Annotated in this window: 18 protein-coding genes; 5 read left to right on the forward strand and 13 right to left on the reverse strand. The window is 51.8% G+C overall.

Annotated elements, in window-relative coordinates; genetic code table 11:
* Nucleotides 1-19 precede the first annotated feature (19 nt).
* Together moxJ and ACIDE9_RS05130 are read right to left on the reverse strand one after the other, a co-directional pair.
* Nucleotides 20-859: a methanol oxidation system protein MoxJ gene (gene moxJ / locus ACIDE9_RS05125; protein WP_411993226.1), complete on the reverse strand. Its 840-nt coding sequence runs from the start codon at nucleotides 857-859 to the stop codon at nucleotides 20-22.
* 94 nt (nucleotides 860-953) lie between these two features.
* A complete protein-coding gene (locus ACIDE9_RS05130) occupies nucleotides 954-2,750 on the reverse strand; it encodes a methanol/ethanol family PQQ-dependent dehydrogenase (protein ID WP_194753964.1) in 1,797 nt (598 codons plus the stop codon).
* Between the two features lie 300 nt (nucleotides 2,751-3,050).
* On the opposite strand from ACIDE9_RS05130, the gene ACIDE9_RS05135 reads away from it, so the two are divergent.
* From ACIDE9_RS05135 to ACIDE9_RS05155, 5 genes are read left to right on the forward strand one after another with little or no spacing between them, the layout of a single operon-like run.
* Nucleotides 3,051-4,388 (forward strand): histidine kinase, encoded by a 1,338-nt coding sequence (locus ACIDE9_RS05135; RefSeq protein WP_411993228.1) that lies wholly within the window; start codon nucleotides 3,051-3,053, stop codon nucleotides 4,386-4,388.
* A 17-nt stretch (nucleotides 4,389-4,405) separates the two neighbouring features.
* A complete protein-coding gene (locus ACIDE9_RS05140; protein WP_411993230.1) occupies nucleotides 4,406-4,759 on the forward strand; it encodes a hypothetical protein in 354 nt (117 codons plus the stop codon).
* 15 nt (nucleotides 4,760-4,774) lie between these two features.
* Nucleotides 4,775-5,407, forward strand: coding sequence for a response regulator transcription factor (locus ACIDE9_RS05145; RefSeq protein ID WP_019915176.1), 633 nt, complete (start codon nucleotides 4,775-4,777; stop codon nucleotides 5,405-5,407).
* 14 nt (nucleotides 5,408-5,421) lie between these two features.
* A complete protein-coding gene (locus tag ACIDE9_RS05150; protein ID WP_411993233.1) occupies nucleotides 5,422-6,168 on the forward strand; it encodes an ABC transporter permease in 747 nt (248 codons plus the stop codon).
* Nucleotides 6,161-7,564, forward strand: a complete 1,404-nt coding sequence (locus ACIDE9_RS05155; protein ID WP_411993235.1) for a DUF4350 domain-containing protein — start codon at nucleotides 6,161-6,163, stop codon at nucleotides 7,562-7,564. Before ACIDE9_RS05150 ends, ACIDE9_RS05155 begins: the two co-directional genes overlap by 8 nt.
* A gap of 65 nt (nucleotides 7,565-7,629) precedes the next feature.
* On the opposite strand, the gene ACIDE9_RS05160 is transcribed toward ACIDE9_RS05155, so the two are convergent.
* The 11 genes from ACIDE9_RS05160 to ACIDE9_RS05210 all read right to left on the reverse strand — a co-directional run bounded on the left by ACIDE9_RS05160 (nucleotide 7,630) and on the right by ACIDE9_RS05210 (nucleotide 18,883).
* A complete protein-coding gene (locus ACIDE9_RS05160; protein ID WP_411993237.1) occupies nucleotides 7,630-8,613 on the reverse strand; it encodes an EpsD family peptidyl-prolyl cis-trans isomerase in 984 nt (327 codons plus the stop codon).
* A gap of 127 nt (nucleotides 8,614-8,740) precedes the next feature.
* A complete protein-coding gene (locus ACIDE9_RS05165; RefSeq protein WP_411993239.1) occupies nucleotides 8,741-9,427 on the reverse strand; it encodes a CAAX prenyl protease-related protein in 687 nt (228 codons plus the stop codon).
* Nucleotides 9,428-9,469: 42 nt separating this feature from the next.
* Entirely contained in the window at nucleotides 9,470-10,144 is a 675-nt protein-coding gene (locus ACIDE9_RS05170; protein ID WP_411993241.1) for a hypothetical protein, read from the reverse strand.
* Nucleotides 10,145-10,153: 9 nt separating this feature from the next.
* Nucleotides 10,154-11,782 (reverse strand): putative porin, encoded by a 1,629-nt coding sequence (locus tag ACIDE9_RS05175; protein ID WP_411993243.1) that lies wholly within the window; start codon nucleotides 11,780-11,782, stop codon nucleotides 10,154-10,156.
* Nucleotides 11,783-11,831: 49 nt separating this feature from the next.
* Nucleotides 11,832-12,548, reverse strand: coding sequence for a TonB C-terminal domain-containing protein (locus ACIDE9_RS05180; protein WP_411993245.1), 717 nt, complete (start codon nucleotides 12,546-12,548; stop codon nucleotides 11,832-11,834).
* A gap of 2 nt (nucleotides 12,549-12,550) precedes the next feature.
* The gene (locus ACIDE9_RS05185; RefSeq protein ID WP_019883050.1) at nucleotides 12,551-12,955 is read right to left on the reverse strand and encodes an ExbD/TolR family protein; all 405 of its coding nucleotides are present in this window, start codon (nucleotides 12,953-12,955) and stop codon (nucleotides 12,551-12,553) included.
* 3 nt (nucleotides 12,956-12,958) lie between these two features.
* Nucleotides 12,959-13,369, reverse strand: a complete 411-nt coding sequence (locus ACIDE9_RS05190) for an ExbD/TolR family protein (protein ID WP_019883051.1) — start codon at nucleotides 13,367-13,369, stop codon at nucleotides 12,959-12,961.
* Between the two features lie 9 nt (nucleotides 13,370-13,378).
* The gene (locus ACIDE9_RS05195) at nucleotides 13,379-15,055 is read right to left on the reverse strand and encodes a DUF2341 domain-containing protein (RefSeq protein ID WP_411993248.1); all 1,677 of its coding nucleotides are present in this window, start codon (nucleotides 15,053-15,055) and stop codon (nucleotides 13,379-13,381) included.
* 174 nt (nucleotides 15,056-15,229) lie between these two features.
* Nucleotides 15,230-15,742, reverse strand: coding sequence for a PEP-CTERM sorting domain-containing protein (locus ACIDE9_RS05200; RefSeq protein ID WP_194753954.1), 513 nt, complete (start codon nucleotides 15,740-15,742; stop codon nucleotides 15,230-15,232).
* A 22-nt stretch (nucleotides 15,743-15,764) separates the two neighbouring features.
* Nucleotides 15,765-18,062, reverse strand: a complete 2,298-nt coding sequence (locus ACIDE9_RS05205) for a 5'-nucleotidase C-terminal domain-containing protein (RefSeq protein WP_411993250.1) — start codon at nucleotides 18,060-18,062, stop codon at nucleotides 15,765-15,767.
* A 53-nt stretch (nucleotides 18,063-18,115) separates the two neighbouring features.
* Entirely contained in the window at nucleotides 18,116-18,883 is a 768-nt protein-coding gene (locus ACIDE9_RS05210; RefSeq protein ID WP_411993252.1) for a PEP-CTERM sorting domain-containing protein, read from the reverse strand.
* Nucleotides 18,884-18,934 lie beyond the last annotated feature (51 nt).

Consider the following 18,934-nt stretch of genomic DNA (forward strand, 5'->3'; position numbering starts at 1 on the left):
TAATAAATGTTGCGCTTGACTACTGATTCAGCAAAGGCACACCTTCATCCTTGAGGATGGCGGTGATTTCAGCGCCATGCGCATCAATGACACCATTCAAGGCCTCTACCAACTCAGGATGTTGCTTGCTGACGCCCATCACCACGTCGTAATGCATGGGAATTTTTTCGCCATTGGTTTTCTTGGCAGTGTCGTCCACCATCACCATGTTCAATGGCACGTCTGAGGCACGCACATAGCGCGCGGCTTCCGGCGCCCACAACATCGCCATATGCAAATGCATATTGGCCACGTCATTCACCAGGCGCGATGGCTCTACATGAATGTAGCGATTACGTGTCGACTGGAAATTCTGGATTTCAGTAAAGTAGTCAAACATGTCGTCAAAACGATTAATTTGCAGCAGCATGTTTTTGCCTGGACTATCCGGCATCACGCCTATGCGGAAATTCTTTTCCTTGAGATAAGGATGATCCCAGGAAGTCACGTCGATCTCGCGGTCTTTGCGAGTCACGAACACATAGCCAGAACGGTAATAAGGTTTGGTGACCAGCACGCGTGGATCATTGGGGTCTGTGCCTATCAGCACATCACATTTCCCTTCTTCCATGTCCTTTTGCAGCGTTAACGGGTTAGTCCACCAGAAATAATTGATAGGCACATTCAATGTTTTACCAATGACAGCAGCAATCTTGTTTTCAAAGCCTTGTTTCTGGTCATTGGAAAAAGGTAATTCGGATTTACCAGCACAGATATTCAGTACATCGGCAGCGAGTGTCGGCAATGCAAACACACTCAGTGTCAGGGACAAGCAAACGCTCAACCAGGTACGACTATTTTTTTTAACTTCAGCAAACATTTGTTCTCTTCTCCATTAGAGAGAACAGGATGACCGACCATCCTTGCATCTGACGGCCATCCTGCACACTACATCAACAGGTTTACTGTATCGATTACAGGCTAAATACCATCAGGCCACCGCCCATTTGTGTGTGGTTTTGCAGTTCTTTGAACGCACCAACCGCACCCAAACCAGCACTTGGGTCTGTCAGGTCAAACACCAGACCAACACCTGGCCAGCCACCAACACCGTACATGCTGCCAACGTATTGTTTGCCTTTGAAGGAGTAAGTCATAGGAGATCCGATACCACCGGATGGCATCTTGAAGTTCCACAACTCTTTACCGTCTTTGTTATCCAAAGCCTTCAGGTAACCATCAAGTGTTGCGTACCAAACCAGACCGCCTTTGGTGTACAAAGTACCGCCCCAAGCCGCGAATTTCTCCCACTTGGTCCATTTGGCTTTACCAGTGGTCAAGTCAAATGCACGGATCTGACCCATTTCTTTCTTGGTTGGGCCATTCGGACCAGGGTACATCGCCAATGTGGCACCGACGAAGAACTGACCTGCACGGTATGGCAGCATGAACGGCTCCCAATCCATACAAATGTGGTTCAGACCAGCGTACAAAGTACGGCTTTCCGGATCGTAAGAGTCAACACCCTGATTGTGGAAACCCATCGCTGATGGACAAATGTTGGTCCCTTTGTGGTCCATACGGGTTGCGAATTCAGGATCACGTACTGGTGTACCTGTTTTCAGATCAACCTTTTTGAACACGTTGACAGCTGGATCCACTTTTTCAGCAACGATCAGGTTGCCGTTTTCGCGATTCAGTGTGTACAAGATACCGTTACGGTCGATATGGCTCAGCAGCGGCGTCATTTTGCCGTTCACCGGCTGGTCAGTCAGCACCATCTGGTTCACACCAGCGAAGTCCCACTCATCGTGAGGCGTCTTTTGGTAACCCCATCTAGCCATACCAGTGTCCAGGTCACGACCCCAAATAGTCATGGTCCACTTGTTGTCGCCAGGACGCATGGTCTCGTTCCATGGTGCCGGGTTGCCTGAACCGTAGTAGAACAGGTTCAATTTAGGATCGTAGGCATACCAACCCCAGTTGGTACCGCCACCAATTTTCCAGGCATCGCCTTCCCAGGTTTTCGTACCCAGGCCGAATTGACCGTAATGTGGATTGTCTTTGTTGAAGTCTTTGCCCAGACGAACTGACTCATCAGAACCTGTCGCGAATGCACGCCATTTCAACTCACCGGTTTTTAGGTCGAAGGCATTGACCGCACCACGTACACCCAGCTCGGCACCTGAGCAACCCATCAATACCGTGTCTTTAGCCACGAAAGGCGCTTGTGTCAGTGTTGAACCCACTTTAGGGTCACAGACTTCCACTTCCCAGTTGATCTTGCCGGTTTTAGCATCCAATGCCAGCAAATGACCATTGGCTTGTTTCTTCACGATTTGGCCAGCACCATAAGCCAGACCACGGTCAACCACGTCACAGCACATCACTGCTTTGGTTGAAGCGTCCTGCTTAGGTTTGTGTTGCCAAACAATTTTGCCTGGATCGTTCAGATTCAAAGCGTAAGTGTTGTTTGGGAACGCAGAGTGGATGTACATCATGTCACCAATGACCAATGGCGCACCTTCGTGACCATTCAATACACCAGTGGAAAATGACCACGCTGCTTTGACATTTTTAACGTTGGACTTGTTGATTTGCGCCAACGGGCTGTTGTGCTGACTGTAGTAGCCGCCCGTTGCAATTGGCCAGGCACCAGCAGTATTCACCGCCTTGTCCAAGTCTGCATCTGCCAGAGCCAAGCCGGAAACACTTGCAAACAAGCCCCCGACTAACGCGCCCAGAATGGCACGAGATGTTGTTACTTTCATAGGATCTCCTAATCTTTTGAGAATGCGTTTTACGTGGTGTCGTAGGCATCCCCCCGAATGCCTCAGTGCACGACCGAAATTGTTAATAATTTGTAACATCGGCAATAGATGAAAGATTCCCTTTGATGGATTCAAGAATTCATCCACTTAAACCAGCCAACAACGGGAATCTTTCACGGGGTACTGGCGCATGATGTGGTCTATAGTGGCGCAGGTTCACACTAGGCGGGAGCAAGTTGGCTGTCGCGATGTAACTTCACAGCGTTTGGTCACTCAGTCATGCATTCTTATCAACGATCTATGCCAGTCATTGCTGCTCTACACAAACTCGGCAAACTCAGCCGTGCCAGTCAGGACACGCTCATTGTGATGACGGGCGTGGTGCTGACGTTTGTCTGTTCATCAGAGTTTGACCTGGCCGAGCACGTCAACGCCTGGTTACTGACCTATGAATATGCGCAGCTGGATGAGGTCCCGCTTACCTTGTTTGTATTTGTGTTATTGAGCGTCTGGTTCAGCCAGCGCCGCATGCGGGAAATTCATGCCGAAATCCAGCACAGAAAACGCACAGAAGCCCAACTAAGCAGCAGCCAGCAACTGTATAAAACCTTGTTCGATGGCGACCTGACCGGCAATGTGGTGCTGGATATTGACGGTAATATTGGCATGCACAATCGCGCCTTTGACCGCATCTGCCGCCCACTAGATGATGATAAAAGTGCCTGCGCACTGTTTTCATTTGATTGGCCAACCTTTGTGTCGCAGCTGCAATACCACCAGGAACTCAATTTCAACAAGCTGCAAATCCGGCGGCCAGATAGCCTGCCTTGCTATGTGGGTGCGCGCTTTGTGTATGTGCCATCAGCGGAACGCAAGCCGGCACAAATCCACGGCTACCTGGTCGACATGACCGAGCAATGCCTGGTGGAGCTCGACTTGGAACGCACCTTGAAAGAGAATCGTGTGCTGGCACGGCACGCCATGCAGATGCAAGAGCAAGAACGCAAATATATTGCCAGCGAGATTCATGATGAAACCGGCCAATATTTGACGGCCATCCGCATGGATGCGCTGACCCTGCAAAAAAGCGACCCCGATCAGGCACATGTGATTGCGGTCAGAATCGCCTCCAACACCCAGCATGTGCAGCAATCCATACGTGCGTTGATTAAGCACTTGCGGCCACCAGCGCTGGACTCACTTGGCCTGATTGGCGCGGTGGAGCGCCTGGTGAATGACTGGAAAAAACTCAATCCGGCTGTCGATTGCCATCTGGCGCTGGACACCAGCGAACAGACATTGAACGAAGACACCAATATCGTCGCCTTCAGGGTGGTGCAAGAGGCACTCACCAACATTGCCCGCCACGCCCAGGCCAGTGAAGTATGGATAGATATCCATATCATCAAGCGCCAGGACAAATCCCTGCTGCAAATTGAAATCCGTGATAACGGCAAAGGCATGGACACCACACAAGCGACCGAAGGCGTCGGCCTGGTCGGTATGCGCGAGCGTATCGAGTCACTGCAAGGCAGTTTCAAACTCATGAGCGGCTTGCAGGCAGGCACCCTGATTACCGGCCTGCTGCCACTTAACACCAGCAAGCAGACACCCTCTGCTGCATCCCTTATCGTCTAACCCGGGAGTAAACAACGATGCAACCCTTTAAATTACTCAGCCTGATGGCACTGATGATGCCTCTAACTTTGTCTGCAAAAGACCTGCTCACGGAAGAACAACCTTTTTTGCAGGCCTATAGTGGCCAGTCGCGCCAGTTTGTAGAGGAACAACTGGGCAAACCGGTCAAAAAAGAAATGGCAGTAAAACCACATAATGCAGACCAGATTTTGCAGCAACAGCAACAAGCAGCCCCTGGCGCTGGCGAACAGATCGAAATGTGGTATTACCGCGGCAAGATTCAATATGCGCCAAACAAATTTTTTAATACCGCTGAGCTCACCTTTGCCAACGACAAATGCGTGAACATCACCTTTGCCAATAAAAAATAAGGCGCACGTAGACCCATGGCAAAAGTAATGATCGCCGACGACCATGCCATGCTCAGGCAAGGCTTGCGCACCATGCTGGAACAAGCCAACCATCAAGTCTCGGCAGATGCGTTGAGTGGTGAAGAGGCCTGCCTGCTGGTAGAAAAGAATCACCCTGACCTGCTGATTCTGGACCTGGATATGCCGGGCATCGGTGGCCTGGAAACCCTGAAGCGCATTTTGCATCGCAAACCGCAGATGCGCGTGCTCATATTCAGCATGCACGATGACTGTATTTACGCCACGCGCGCCATCCAGGCCGGTGCACGCGGTTACGTGACGAAAACCGAACCGCCAGAAGTGGTGCTGGAAGCCGTACAAAAAATTCTCAAGGGTGGGCGCTATATCAATAACGAGCTGGCGCAAAGTTTGTCCATGTATCACTTGGAAAGCCAGGAAAACCCGATCCAGAAACTATCGCCACGCGAATTTGAAGTCTTTCGCCGCATTGCCCAGGGTGAGGCGCTGGCAGCCATCGCCAAAGGCATGCATATCGGCTATAAAACCGTGGCCAATATCCAGACCAGCGTGCGGCAAAAACTGGGCGTGGAAACCACCGGCCAGGTGGTCCACATCGCCGTACGCTTCGGCATCATCAAAGGCCTGTAACGGCGAAGTTTATTATGATTGCCATCATTGCCCGCAAAGAACTGCGCAGCCTGTTTGCCACCCCTATGGGCTGGCTGATCCTGGCGATTGTCCAGGCCATTGTCGGCACTTATTACAGCCTGAGCTTTAACCAATACTTTGAAATCATGCACAGTGCGCAATGGCAGGTGCAACGTATAGGCATTACCCAGTTTATGGCAGAAGGCGTGTTTGGCGTCGCCGCAGTGTTGATGCTGTTTGTCGTGCCCCTGGTCACCATGAAGCTGATCAGTGAAGAGCGCAAAAACCAGACCATGGCTTTGCTGATGAGCGCACCATTAAGCATGGGTGAACTGATTCTGGGCAAGCTGCTGGGCATTGTCATTTACCTGAGCCTGCTGATTTTGAGCATGCTGCTCATGATCGCCATGCTGTTGCCCTGGGCCGAAATCGACCTGCCTTACCTGCTGACGCATGCCTTGGGGCTATGGTTGCTAGTGGTGGCCAGTAGCGCACTGGGACTCTATGTGTCCTGCCTGACAGCACAGCCGATATTGGCGGCTTTTTGTAGTCTGACAGCGCTAAGCATCTGCCTGCTGCTGGACAAGTTTTTTAGTGACGACCGCCAGGCGCTGTTTCATGACCTGTCACTAATGCAGCATTACCGCCAATTCTCCCTGGGCATGCTCAATAGTTACGACGTGATGTTTTTTGTGCTGTTTACCGTGTTTTTCATCCTGCTTTCTATTCGTCGCTTAGATGCTGACCGACTCTATGGCTAAATCCAACGCGGCATCACGCCTCTCTTTCGCCTTAACGGCTCACTGGTGGCAACACCGCCTGGCGGTGCCTGCCTTACTGCTGCTCACGCTGTCACTAGGCGCGCTTGCCTGGCAATGCCATATCATGGTCGATACCACGCATAATCACCGCAATACCTTGTCTGCGGCCAGCATCCAAGTGTTGCAACACTTACCAGGCACCATTGAAATCACCGCGTTTTGCAGCAATAGCCCTTACAAAGGACGTTACTTCAGAAAGTCCATCACCTCGTTGCTACAGCGTTATCAATACCTGCATGCAAACTTACGTGTGCAATTTATTGACCCAGCCACGGCACCGACCCTGGCACGCGAGCAGCAGATCAAAAAAGAAGGCGAAATGATCATCCGCTATCGCAGCCAGGAAAAGCGCATGTATTTGCCATACACCGAAGAAGCGTTTACCAATGTATTGCTACAATTACAGCATGGTGAACGCGCGCCCCTATTATTTGCCAGCGGACAGGGTGAAACCGCACTGGACAATACCTCTGCCAGTGGCGGCAGCCAATTGGCCCAGGCCATGCAAGCGGCCGGGTTACAGGTATTGGCAAACACCGCGCTGACCACGGTAGCGAGCAAGGACAAACCATTGCCGACCCTGGTCCTGGCCGGGGCTACCCGTGCTTACACACCAGCCCAGGCAGCCACCATCCAGGCACACCTTGCTCAGGGCGGCAACCTGGTTTGGCTGGTGGACTCGGCACAAACACAAGGCCTGCAAGCGCTAGCTGAAGGGTTAGGCCTCAATATCAGCCCAGGCATGGTCATAGATCCAGCCAATCGCCAGTTTGATATTCCGCTGCATGCCTTAAGTACACAGCACTATGCCGCACAAGGCCCCACGCAAGACTTTGCCCTACGCACCTTTTTTGATGAAGCGCATGCCATCCAGCGCCTGCGACAACCGAATGACACATGGCGTACGCTGCCGCTGGTGGCCGCGGCAGAACATGGCTGGGCCAGCACACGTTACCGCCCTGGGCAGTCGACAACACTACCGGTGTTTCATCCTGAGACGGATATCCAAGGCCCAGCCACCGTCATGCTGGCCCTGGAAAAAAACTTGGCGACTGGTGACCGGCAACGCATTCTGATCATTGGCAGTCGCCAGTTTTTCACCAATAGCCAGTTAGAGCGCGGCGGCAATCTGGCACTGAGCATGCAAAGCCTGCAATGGGTGGTCAATAACCAGCCCAGTGTGAGTTTAGCTGTCACGCCATTGCGAGACAGCGTGATTGCGCTGCCTGCCAAACAGACTTGGCTAATCTTATTATTTAATGGCTTTCAATTTGGCCTGCCAGCCTTATTGTTATGGGCAGGCTGGCTTAGCTGGCGCAGAAAGCAACGTGTTTAAATGAATAGCGTTGTTCAATAAAAAACCCCGGCATTACCGGGGTTTTTAACGAGGTCAGCGGCTGATTACAAGCCTGACAGGCCTTTTTCAATCGCTTGATTATGATGCGCAGGCTGCTCAGTGGTTTCAGACACAGGGGCAGCCACCGCTGACTCTGGCTTAGCCTCAGCAGGTGCGGCTGGCACTGCCGGTGCAGTTGTCGCATTGCTATCCAGGGTCAGTTTGGAGAAGTCACCGTAGAACTCTACTTTAGCTTCTTTACGCAAGGCAGACACTTCATTCTTGATCACTGTTTGCTGATTAGAGTTCACCAGGAACTGCTGAATCACTGGTTTGGCTTTTTCCAGGTCCACCGGTTGACGGTCAACTTTGGCCAAAAACAGCAATACCAGGGCTTGTGGGCTTTTCACGACCAGCGTATCGCCCGCTTTCAAGGTGTTCAGTTTTTTCAGCAACTCTAAAGGCAATTGCTCGGCCGCTTTACGGCTGGCATTGGCACTGAAAATGTAGTTATTGTCTTTTAACCACTTGGCCAGATCATCTGCTGTTTTGGCAGCACCAATACCAGCTTCAATCTCGCTGGCATGCTCCGTACCGTCTTTCACGGCAAATTCCTGGATCACATAGACGTTACGCTCACTGAACAATTCAGGATGCGTATCGTAAAACTTCTTGATGTCATCAGCGGAAGGCGTCGCTTGTTTGGCCGCCAGCTTTTGCATATAGGCTTGTGCCAATACCTGCTGCTTGGTCGCTTCCAATACTTGCAATACATTTGGATCACGGTCCAGCTTTTCATCCACAGACTTCTGCTTGAGCAACTCCAGGTCAACCATTTGTTGCAATACTTTTTCAGAAGCAGCCTTGACTTGTGACTGATCCAGCTTGCCCAGTTTGGACAAGGCAAAATTTAATTGGTGTACAGTAATTTCGCTGCCATTCACTTTGGCAACGACTTGCGAGCCTGCTTTGGCAGCATCGTCATGTTTACTACACCCGGCCATGGCCAGCATCAGTGCTGGCACGATTAATGCGATTTTTTTCATCATCACCCTTTAATATTTGGTATTTTTTGTGTTCTGTTGCGACAAGTCGCCAAACTAATTACGGCCCCTCTCAGGCCTCACTTTAGTCCTTATAGGCAACATTTGCAAAACACATGCTAACACACTCTTGTTACCAATATTGCCAGTGACCGCCATACACCACCCATAACCCGAGCACGGCATTGGTCGTCACGTGGGCAAGTATTGACACCCAGAGCACCTGGAATTGACGGTATAACCAGGCATATACCAGTCCTGCCAACAACCCGGCTAACCAGAGTTGATGTTCCACTGCAAATAATACGCTACTTACTGCAATTGCATAAGCCGTCACAGTAGCAGGCGCAACCGACATAAAGTCAGCACTATCCAGCCGTCGCATGACATAAGACCGCCAGAACAGCTCTTCAATCACGGGCACCACCAGCGCCGAGCCACTCCAGCGACAAATTAACCAGAATATATCTGCATGAGTTTGCGTGGGCATCGCCACGACTGGGCTGGCACCATGCCCGCCTAGCCAGGCTGGATAAGGCGCAATCCACAGCAGGAAGACCAGCCAACCGGCCAACAGTGCGGCTAGGGCCTGGTTAAAGGTAGGCGTGACGCGCAGCTCGAGATAGTCATGGCGGAAATACAATAATAGCCACAAGGCACATACACTGCGCAGCAGATAGGTTGGTTCGGCGCCTAGGCCCAACCAGGTCAAGGCAGCGGCCAGCCACGGTTCTGCCGCCAACAGCAGGATGAATCCGGCAAACGGGTAAATGCGGGCACATTCATGCCGGGTAAACCAAGAGCTTAATAACGCAGTCATGATGCCAGCCGATCCTCAAAAGCCTGCCACAGGCGAAAATGCTCAGGGCGCAGCTATTGTATCAACTTTATTTTCCAGTAGCTGCGTCTGCTTGCCCTGTAAAATATTTTCCAGCTCTACGCGTTTGAGCTGGAAAAATGGTTCTGCGCGCAAGAAGCGCTGATAAGCCCCCGCATCCGCGTACAAATTCACCAGGTCGTGGCCATAACTATACAAGCGGCTGTTTTTCTCTTCACAGGCCACCAGTTGCTGGTGTTCTGCGCTCACCTTATTCACCAGGCCTTTACGTTGCTGGTCATTGGTATCCAGGTCCGCTTTCGCCACCTTTAGTTGCTGCTCGGTCTTTTCGAGCAATTGCGTCTGCTCGGCTAGCTGCGCTTGCAATTGCTGCACCTGTGCTGACAACGCCGTTTTCTCCTGGCTCAGCTTCTGGTTATCAGACGTAAGCTGCTGATTACGTTTAACCTGCCCCTGCAGTTTGGCCGAATGCGCCTTCTGCGAACTCTGCGCCTCGCCCAAAGCCTGTGACAAATCTTTTTTCTCTTGCTCAAACTGGCTCTGCATCGCCGATTTCTCAGTCTCCAGATCCTGTTTCATCTTTTGCATTAAAATCGCCGCGCGCTTGGCTGCCTTGTCCTGCTTTTCGGCGGCCATACTGTGGTTTGCATACAAGCTCAAGCAGCAAACACTCAGCAAGAGTGACACCATGGTTTTCATGCTATTCCTTTAGAATCTGCCATTAAAGTCGACAAAGAATGTATCCACCGAGAATGGCTGGCCAGAAATCTCGTCTGCGCTGACATATCTTGAGGATAACCAGGCATTTTTGCCTACACCATACTGCGCGCCCACATAAAAGCCTTTGGCATCTGTACCACCGAGACGGAAGTTAGAGTCGGTGAAACCATCCAGCATGGCATCGGCTTCCAAACGGCGATAGCCACCAAACATTTGCCAGTCATGCAGTTTCTTGATCATGGGATGACCCACCATCAATGCAAGCTCATACCCCTCATTTTCTTTTTTGTAGGTGTTGCCAGTGCGGCGCTGAATTTCCTTCTGATCAAAGCCGATATTCTGCACATAAGCGCCATGCAAGATGACATGTACCGGATCAAACACAGCCAAATCCACCTCACCGGTAAAGTTAATCAACTGAAACTGAGAGGCCAGCCCGCAGAGACCACCAGCGTTACATCGATTACCATTAGTCGAGCCATCATTAATACTAAATGTATGATTGCCTTTCTGACGCCACAACGGCACGGTGCCGGCATATTTCAGGCTATCGTTAAGTGGATTGCGCTCACCTTCTACATTTTTAAAATCGTAGTAAGCCACGCCTAACTTCACTTTGCTGTCATTGCTGGCTGTCCACTCAATGCCACCCTGCGCCGCATATAACCATTTGTCACCGGCCTTATTGGTATTAGAGCTTTCCACCTCTTCAATCGGAAACGCGCCCACGGAGGAGAACAGTTTCCAATGTCTGTTAATAGCCGGGTTCGCCCGCGCCACAAATCCATCAAATGCCAGGTCAGGATCCCAGAGCAAATCAGTGCCAAACACCTGGTTGCCGGTAAAAAATGGGTTAGCAAAACGCCCCCCTGTCAATATCAGCCAGTCATACGGCTTAGCCTCAAGAAAAGCGCGGTCCAGCCCGAACACAAATTTGCCCTGGGAAAAACCCTCAGTCTGGTTAGGCGTCACTGGCGTTTGCAACATGCCCGTGGTGAAACGGATACCGCCGTCCAGCCAGTCGTTAATATGGATATTCGCGCCAAAGAATGCACGCACACGCTGACGCTCGCGATCTTCAGTCGTGTTATTAACGACCATATTCTGCACTTCGCTACTAGCCAAAGCGCCGGGAATGGCATTGCTATCGCTAAACATATCCTGCTGATAACGTAAACGCAGGGCACCGGTCCACTCTATGCGGTCTATCCACTCAGGGATGCCCAGTCGCTCTCCCGCCTTGTAATTGAGCTTTTTCATGACTTCTTGCTCAATTTCAGCACGCATTTCATTTTTAACATGCTCAGGCACATATTGCACACGAATAGCCTTGGGCTGACCAGCCACCGTCTGATCTAGTGGCTGCGTGTTCTGCGCTGCTAAAGTCTCGGCTTCTTCCTTGGCTTTCTGTTTGGCTTGTTGAGCCTGTTGCAATAAGGTATCCGCCTTTTGTTTTGACAGCACGCCTTCTTGCACCAGCAACTCAATCAAACTCATGGTGGTTGCCCGCACTTCCTCCAGTGACTCGCGTTCACCCGCACTTATACTTGCTGATTGTGTACCAAACAGACTGGCCACCACCAAAGGAATCATCCAGTTTTTTGCTTTAATATTCATTCTCTTTCCCTAATTACTAAGCGCGTTTACCGCGTTGCCTGTCGCATTTTTAAGACATATTTTTTGAAGCCATGCGTACGACGACTTTTCTTGGCATATCCTCAGGCGCAGATTCTTTCAATGGCGGAATCCTGCTCAACACCTTGCGAATCAAGGCATCCACTTCCGCATCGCCGCTGGTATCAATCAGTTCGGCATGATCAATATCTCCCTGCGCATTTAAGAACACCCTGACATCGACCTGATACTTGACCTTGTTCAATCCACTTTCAGCATCCAGCGCCTTTTTAATCTGCGCATCGACCTTGTTGGTGAACCAGGCGAATGCCGCCATATTTTTCTTGCCACCAATTTTTGGGCCAGTGGTGACATCGCCACCTTTGTACTCGTTGTTCACCGCACCAGCCCCAAAAGGGCTTGGTCCATCTCCAGCAGCACCCTCCATCTTCAGGTTCTCTGCAGGTGGAGCTTCAACCGGTTTAGGCTCTGGTTCTTTTGGGGCCTCCTTAGGCTGTTCTTTCGGCGTTTCCTTGGGGGGCTCTTTCGGCGGTGGGGGTGGCGGAGGCGGCGGTGTATCCGGCAACAACTTCACCGTGGTGATTTGCTTTTTATGCGCAGGGCCACCTGACAATAACTTTTTAATGCCATAGCCTATGCCTGCCAGCACAGCCAGCACCAGTAATGCAATCACAATGCGTGTCGTCCATAAGCGCGTGGCAGAGACAGGGGTTTCTTCTGCCACGGCATCCATTTCATGCAATGCCATGCTTATGTCCCGATCTTGCCGGTCACCAGGCCGACATTTTCAATTTGCAGTCGATTGACCAGGTCAATCACGCCGATGACCCCGGCATAAGGCGCTTGCGCCTGACCTTTGATCATGACGTTGAATTTCGGGTCCATAGCCTTGGCCTGGTTGAGCTGGGTTTCCAGCTCGGCCATGCTCACACCAACCCCATTAATTGTCAGCGTGCCGCCCTGCTGCACCTGCACGATTTTGATATCGTGTTTTTCGGTACTCGGCTTATTGGACGGCTTGGGCAGATTCATGGTCAGACCCTGCACACCAGCGGTAGTCATCAGGATAAAAATCACCAGCAGCACATAAGCTAAATCCAGCATCGGCGTGATATTGATGGTGTCGTAAGGTTGGGCGTCGTTTTGTACCTGCATGGTTTACTCCACCACTTTCTTGGTCACCAGGCCGACTTCGGTAATGTCCAGCCGCTTACAGATTTCCAGCACTTCAGACACCTTTTCATAATGCGCTGCAGCATCGCCTTTAAGCACCACCGGCAACTCGGGATTACTGCTTTTATATTCCGCCAGGCGTTGTTCCAGTTGCGCCATATCCACCGGGAAAGCATCCAGGTAGACACTGCCGTCACTGGTCACCGTGATCGCGCGCATTTGCGGTTTAGCCAGTGCGGCGGAGTTCACTGTGTGTGGCATGTCGACTTTGACGCCTTGCACAGAGGCCGTGGTCATGATGATAAAAATCACCAGCAATACGTACGCCAGGTCCAGCATGGGCGTAATATTGATTTCATCGTAGAGCTGGTTCTCTTCTTTGACGCCTTCTGACATCTCGCTGCCTTATTCCTTACCGTACAGTTCGGCGGTACGAGTAATGAATTCATCGACAAAAATCTGCATGGCGATGGTGATGTTTTTGACGCGGCTGGCCAGGTAGTTGTACCCAAACAAGGCTGGAATCGCGACACCCAGACCGGCCACAGTGGCCAGCAACGCTGCCGCAATACCCGGCGCAATCGCGTTGACGTTAACGTCACCCGCCGCTGCAATCGCAGCAAAGGTGATCATCACACCGACTACGGTACCCAGCAGGCCGAGGAAAGGACCACCGGAAATCGCGATGGTGAGTAATACCATCATGCTGTTCAGGCGTTGGGTTTCACGTACCTGGTCGGCATCGACGGCTGCCTTAATGGCATCAATCGACGCGCCGCTCAATTCAACTTTGCCTTCATGTTCACGTTTTTTAATCTCACGCAAACCGGCTTTATACAAACCGAACAGGTTGGAGTTGGCATAGGTGCCGGTTTTATCCAGGTCTAGCAAATCCTTGGCAGAAGCCTGCTGGAAGCGCTTGAGGAACAAGGCGTTATCTTTATCCGTACGGACCACCAAACGGGCTTTGCTCACCATGACCCAGACACTGATGGCGAACATCACCGCCAGGATCGCGATCACCACTTTGGCATCCACGGTCAGGCTGTCGATCAGGATGCCCATGTAGTTGGCTTCGCCGCCTTCACCTTCTTCTTCAGCGTCGCCAGCCACCACTTTGACCATGCTGGCATCCGCGCCTTGTGATTGCGCCACCAATGCCAGCCAGCTAGCACTGCGTGCAGTAGCAGCCAGTTGTAACTCGTCCACCTCTGCGTTCAGATTTTGCCCCAGCGTGAAGCCAGCAGCGGCCTGCGCATCGCTTGCAGCAACCTGGCCCGCAACTTGGCCATTGACATAAACCATGGCCTGGCCGCCCTGGAACACCAGCGCAATGTGTTGCCATTGACCCGCTTTTAACTCGCCGCCTGATGTGCTGGCAGCACCTGCTTGCAATGCCAAAGCACTGCCGTCGAGTTTCAATGTGACGTTACCGCTTTTAAAAATCTCGGCGGTTTGCGGCAGGTTGGCCGGTTTTAACCACACAGACCAGGTGCTGCCATTGGCCAACACTGGTGCTGCTGGCAACGTGATGGTCAGCGGGCTATTGTTCAGTGTGGCACTTTCGGCAATCAGACCGGCCTTTTGCACCGTTGCATTACCACTCGCAGTCAGCTGGCTAGGGCCGCTATCTTTAAGCAAAGCATTGTCTGAAAAAGCGAACCGCGCCAGCAAGGCAGGGTCATTCAAGGCTTGTGCATCGCTGGCGGCCTTGGCACTTTCGTTACCGGTATATAAGCTGATCGCCAGTTCTTTATTAGCGGCAGACACTTGCGGCAACACCACCCAGGCCACAGCCAGCTCATTCACCGCGTCGTATTTTTCCAGTGAGAATTTAAGTTCTGTTTTATCATCCACAGCGATAAAACGCAGGTCAGCGCCATCAACATTGGCACCGGTGAAATCAAAGTTGCCAGAATGCAGGCGTACCAGTACCGGTGCCTGATTCACAGCCTCTTTAATATTGGCGGTTTCTATCGTAATTTTTTGTTGTGTCGCCCAATCTGCATTCCATGCTGCCATGACTGTCGTAGACAGGCTGAGCCCTAATAATCCAACCAATAAACCAAGTGTTTTCTTCATAGCTTCGCTGACGAGTTAATTCGAGCAGCAAGTCTATAGAGCGAATGTTGCAGACAAATTAAGATCGGACTAGTCGGACTATTTATTTCTGACACACACTTTTTGGGCAGGATGACAGGCAACAAAAAAGCCCGGCGAACCGGGCTTTGTCGTGCATTGCACACGTGGATAGTCTTAAGATTGGCGGCGGGCAGCGATCAAGCCAATCAGGCCCAAACCAGCCAGGATCAGGCCGGATTGTGTCGGCTCTGGCACTGCTGCAGCATAGGCCAGACTACCGGTGCCAGACAGGCCCAGCGCCGTGTCATAAGCAAAGAAAGCATCTGAAGTATCGGCATAACCGGCAATCAGGCTAAAACCAATGGCTGGGCTGTTTGAGTCCACAGACCACTCCAGACCTGTAAACACGCCGTCCTGAAACACAGCCGTGGCATCGGCCAAGGCTGGTGTACCCAGGTTAAACAGGCTGCCACCAAAGTTGAAATTCAAAGTACTCAGATTGATCAGCTCAGTGCCTGAGGCCAGCAAACCAGCATCGTCAAAGCTGAACTGGCCCTGGTAGCTGGTGCCGTTGTAATAACCTGACTCGACCTGGCCTGCAAACTGCAGGGATTGAATGGCCGCCTGGGCGGGCATCACCACAGCCAACAAGGCCACTAGCGTGATTTTTTTCATGAATGTGTTCATTGCAAAATTCCTTTAGTAAACATTAAAGTATGAAATCTCTGGCTGGCGACACTTGTTTCGCGGTCAAGCCTTTGAGAGTCACTAATGATTTGGCGGCTGCCGGGCCTGCGGCACCGTCAGTATCGACCATCACCTGTACGCCACCCGTTACATCAACTAAGTGCAGGTAACCGCCAGTGAGTGCTGTATTGGCAGAGACCCCCAGGGAAGACAGCAAAGCCGTCAGCTGTAACTTGTCGGCATAAGGCGTGAAGTCAGTGATGGTGTCACCAGCGTCGCGCATGCTGCTATACACAAACACATCGTTGCCAGCACCACCGGTCAGCGTATCCACACCCAGACCACCGTTGATAATGTCATCACCGGCCGTGCCCACCAACACATCGCGGCTGGCTGTACCAGTGCGCGTCACGCCAGGCGTGGTCGTTGCAATGGCCAGGTCAATCAGGCGGCCGCCTTTGTCATACTGATTTTCCAGGCCGTACATATTGCTGGTGATTTCATCACCATCTGCATTGCTCAAGCGACCCAGGCCACCTTCAGCTTTAGGCGATTGAATATAATTCGCCAGTGCCTCCTGATAGGTGATGGTGAACGGACTATCTTCAAACACCACGGCATTGGCGGCGAACGGGAAGCCATCACCACCAGCGGCAGTAAAGTCTATCGTGGTGAACGAGAAGGTACGGCTATTGTTCACAACGACACCGTTATCAATCAGCACCGTGCCATCATCCAGCACCACGCGTTGAATACGGTTGCCCGTGCCTTGCGTGGTTCTGGCGGTGTTACGGCTGTCATACACCACTTGCATGCCCGAGATTTGCGGATAACGGCCATTGGCACGCCCGGTCGGGCTGGTATCGCCATAACCGTGTTCCAGCAGGTCTTTCAGCTGCGTCGCATTGACTTCTGGTGCGCGTTTGACCAAGTTGGTAAATGGCAGCACATTAAAGGTATCGCCGATAGACACATTACCCACTGTCGCGATATTGGTACGAATACCGCCACCATTCTGGATCGCTACTTCGGTTTTGCCAGCAAAGCGCATTGCGTCAGCCACCAGGTTGCCCAGGCCAGTTTCCGCGTTACGTACGCCTGCCACAAACGTACAAGGCAGCGCGGCACACGTGGTGTGGGTCGGGCCATTCAATTTCACGGCCGTGGTGCCGATGATTTGTGCGTTCAATGCAGAAATGTAGTTAAGCACTGGCGTGATCACTTGCGTTTGAATCGTCGCATCGCCATTCACGCGGTCTGCATCGGCCGTCGCACCGCTGACACGCATCATTTTGCTGGACTCAATACCGACAAAAGTGCCGTTGGCATCATCAATAGTAAAATTCACCTGACCGACATAACGGTTGCCGAAATGACTAGTAAGTACCGGCACGGTACGGCCGTGTGCATCGACAGCATTTACTGGATGTGACGTATAAGTCGCTGCCACGCCACCATTGATCAGCGCATCATCAGGGTCCACCATCAACTCATGGCCACCACCGGACAATACCAGGTCCACGCCTGTCAACGCCGGCACCACGACACTGATTTCATTGGCCGCATTTTGCAAATGGCTCATCAGGATAACGGTCGTCACGCCTTGTTCGCTGCGCAGACGGTTCACTTCTGCCTGAATCAGCGGGATCAATGCTTGCAGGTTTTGCGCTTCCGTATTGCCTGCGTCATAACCAATCACATTCACGGCACCCGGGGAGGAGATATTCGGTAACAAAGGTGTTGTTGCACCCACCAGGCCGATTTTATGACCTGCAGTGGTGGTGATGACTTTGGAAGGCGCCACTTTACCGCTGGCTTTCAGTGCGCTGAATTCAGCCGTAGCATTGAAATTCAGGTTGCTGGAAAGATAGGTGCTGCCGGATACTTTGGCAAAACGCGCCGCCACTTGCGGGCCCAGGTCAAACTCGTGGTTACCAAACACCATGGCGTCAAAACCGATTTGGCGCAAGGCAATCGCATCGTAAAAATCCTGGCCGCCATCGGTGTAGCTATTGGCCAGATTGTTCAGGCTGGCGGTGAAACGCGGGCCAGGCAAGAATGCATCACCAGCATTCAACTTCAGTACAGTGCGGCCTTGGCTGGTCGCTGCGGTTTCTGCATTTTTAATCACAGACGCCAGGCGGTCGATGCCACCATAAAAAGAAATGGCCTGACCAGCGTTATCGCGCAGGTTACCTTGTGCAGACAGCAACCAGCTTTCCTGGTCGCCCACGTGTAACACCGTCACACCCTCAGCCCAGGCAGCACCGGCAGTCAATGCCAGTGCCACGCAAGCGGTTAATTGTTTCAGTTTAAACATTGTATTCTCCATGTCGTGCCGTGACGCATCACGGCACGCATTACGCTTATTGATTAACGTGATTGACGACGACGTACCAGGGCCAATACGCCCAAGCCAGCCAGCAACATGCCTACGCTGTCAGCTTCTGGCACTGGAGTCACCGCAGCGACAGTAAAGGCAGTGGTGTTAGGCACCAATGCGGCAGAGGCACTGTTATTCACGGTGTCTACGTTCCAGTTATTCACGTTTGCCACTTGCGCTTTGTAATCAGCAAAGTTATTCAGGCCATCACGCACACCGTTATATTCAGCGTAGTCAGGCTCGCTGGAAGCGCCTGCTTTGGCGGTTAATTCAATGGCATTAACACCTGCTGTTAAACCTGTGTTGGTCAAAGAACCATCATTCACAAATTTGCCGTTAGTGATGGCAGACAGGAAAGTGGTTGGTGCTGTTGCACCGGTGCCCAGGTAGGCATACACAGTTTCGTTGCTGTTAGAAATACCCCAGTTGCTGCTACCAGCCACGGTCACGCGGGACAACACACCGGTAGAAGCTGACAGCGTGGTTTTATCATAAGCGGAGAAACGCACCACAGTACCAGCAGCAACCACATCGCCGGAAACCCACTGGTTGTAGCTTTCGCCAGTATTGAATGCACTGCCAGTCCACTCGTTATCGCTGAAGTAGATGGTGGTGTTAGCGGCAATGTCGACAAAGGTCACAAAAGACAAACCATCTTCGTCGGCGTTAAAGGCAGTGAACATGATGTCACCGGCATTCAGGGCCGCGTTGGCCTGGCTGGACAACAACAAAGCGGCGATTAAACTGATCTTTTTCATAAAACTATCCTCTCACTAGATATTTGAAACATTGATTGATGATTGATACTG

It is taken from the genome of Methylophilus sp. 'Pure River', assembly GCF_046765995.1.
Taxonomy (GTDB): Bacteria; Pseudomonadota; Gammaproteobacteria; order Burkholderiales; family Methylophilaceae; genus Methylophilus.

What these genes read in the sequence shown, in the direction of transcription:
- moxJ (WP_411993226.1), bottom strand. Translation starts at nt 859, where the DNA reads ATGTTTGCTGAAGTTAAAAAAAATAGTCGTACCTGGTTGAGCGTTTGC.
- ACIDE9_RS05130 (WP_194753964.1), bottom strand. Translation starts at nt 2,750, where the DNA reads ATGAAAGTAACAACATCTCGTGCCATTCTGGGCGCGTTAGTCGGGGGC.
- ACIDE9_RS05135 (WP_411993228.1), top strand. Translation starts at nt 3,051, where the DNA reads ATGCCAGTCATTGCTGCTCTACACAAACTCGGCAAACTCAGCCGTGCC.
- ACIDE9_RS05140 (WP_411993230.1), top strand. Translation starts at nt 4,406, where the DNA reads ATGCAACCCTTTAAATTACTCAGCCTGATGGCACTGATGATGCCTCTA.
- ACIDE9_RS05145 (WP_019915176.1), top strand. Translation starts at nt 4,775, where the DNA reads ATGGCAAAAGTAATGATCGCCGACGACCATGCCATGCTCAGGCAAGGC.
- ACIDE9_RS05150 (WP_411993233.1), top strand. Translation starts at nt 5,422, where the DNA reads ATGATTGCCATCATTGCCCGCAAAGAACTGCGCAGCCTGTTTGCCACC.
- ACIDE9_RS05155 (WP_411993235.1), top strand. Translation starts at nt 6,161, where the DNA reads ATGGCTAAATCCAACGCGGCATCACGCCTCTCTTTCGCCTTAACGGCT.
- ACIDE9_RS05160 (WP_411993237.1), bottom strand. Translation starts at nt 8,613, where the DNA reads ATGATGAAAAAAATCGCATTAATCGTGCCAGCACTGATGCTGGCCATG.
- ACIDE9_RS05165 (WP_411993239.1), bottom strand. Translation starts at nt 9,427, where the DNA reads ATGACTGCGTTATTAAGCTCTTGGTTTACCCGGCATGAATGTGCCCGC.
- ACIDE9_RS05170 (WP_411993241.1), bottom strand. Translation starts at nt 10,144, where the DNA reads ATGAAAACCATGGTGTCACTCTTGCTGAGTGTTTGCTGCTTGAGCTTG.
- ACIDE9_RS05175 (WP_411993243.1), bottom strand. Translation starts at nt 11,782, where the DNA reads ATGAATATTAAAGCAAAAAACTGGATGATTCCTTTGGTGGTGGCCAGT.
- ACIDE9_RS05180 (WP_411993245.1), bottom strand. Translation starts at nt 12,548, where the DNA reads ATGGCATTGCATGAAATGGATGCCGTGGCAGAAGAAACCCCTGTCTCT.
- ACIDE9_RS05185 (WP_019883050.1), bottom strand. Translation starts at nt 12,955, where the DNA reads ATGCAGGTACAAAACGACGCCCAACCTTACGACACCATCAATATCACG.
- ACIDE9_RS05190 (WP_019883051.1), bottom strand. Translation starts at nt 13,369, where the DNA reads ATGTCAGAAGGCGTCAAAGAAGAGAACCAGCTCTACGATGAAATCAAT.
- ACIDE9_RS05195 (WP_411993248.1), bottom strand. Translation starts at nt 15,055, where the DNA reads ATGAAGAAAACACTTGGTTTATTGGTTGGATTATTAGGGCTCAGCCTG.
- ACIDE9_RS05200 (WP_194753954.1), bottom strand. Translation starts at nt 15,742, where the DNA reads ATGAACACATTCATGAAAAAAATCACGCTAGTGGCCTTGTTGGCTGTG.
- ACIDE9_RS05205 (WP_411993250.1), bottom strand. Translation starts at nt 18,062, where the DNA reads ATGTTTAAACTGAAACAATTAACCGCTTGCGTGGCACTGGCATTGACT.
- ACIDE9_RS05210 (WP_411993252.1), bottom strand. Translation starts at nt 18,883, where the DNA reads ATGAAAAAGATCAGTTTAATCGCCGCTTTGTTGTTGTCCAGCCAGGCC.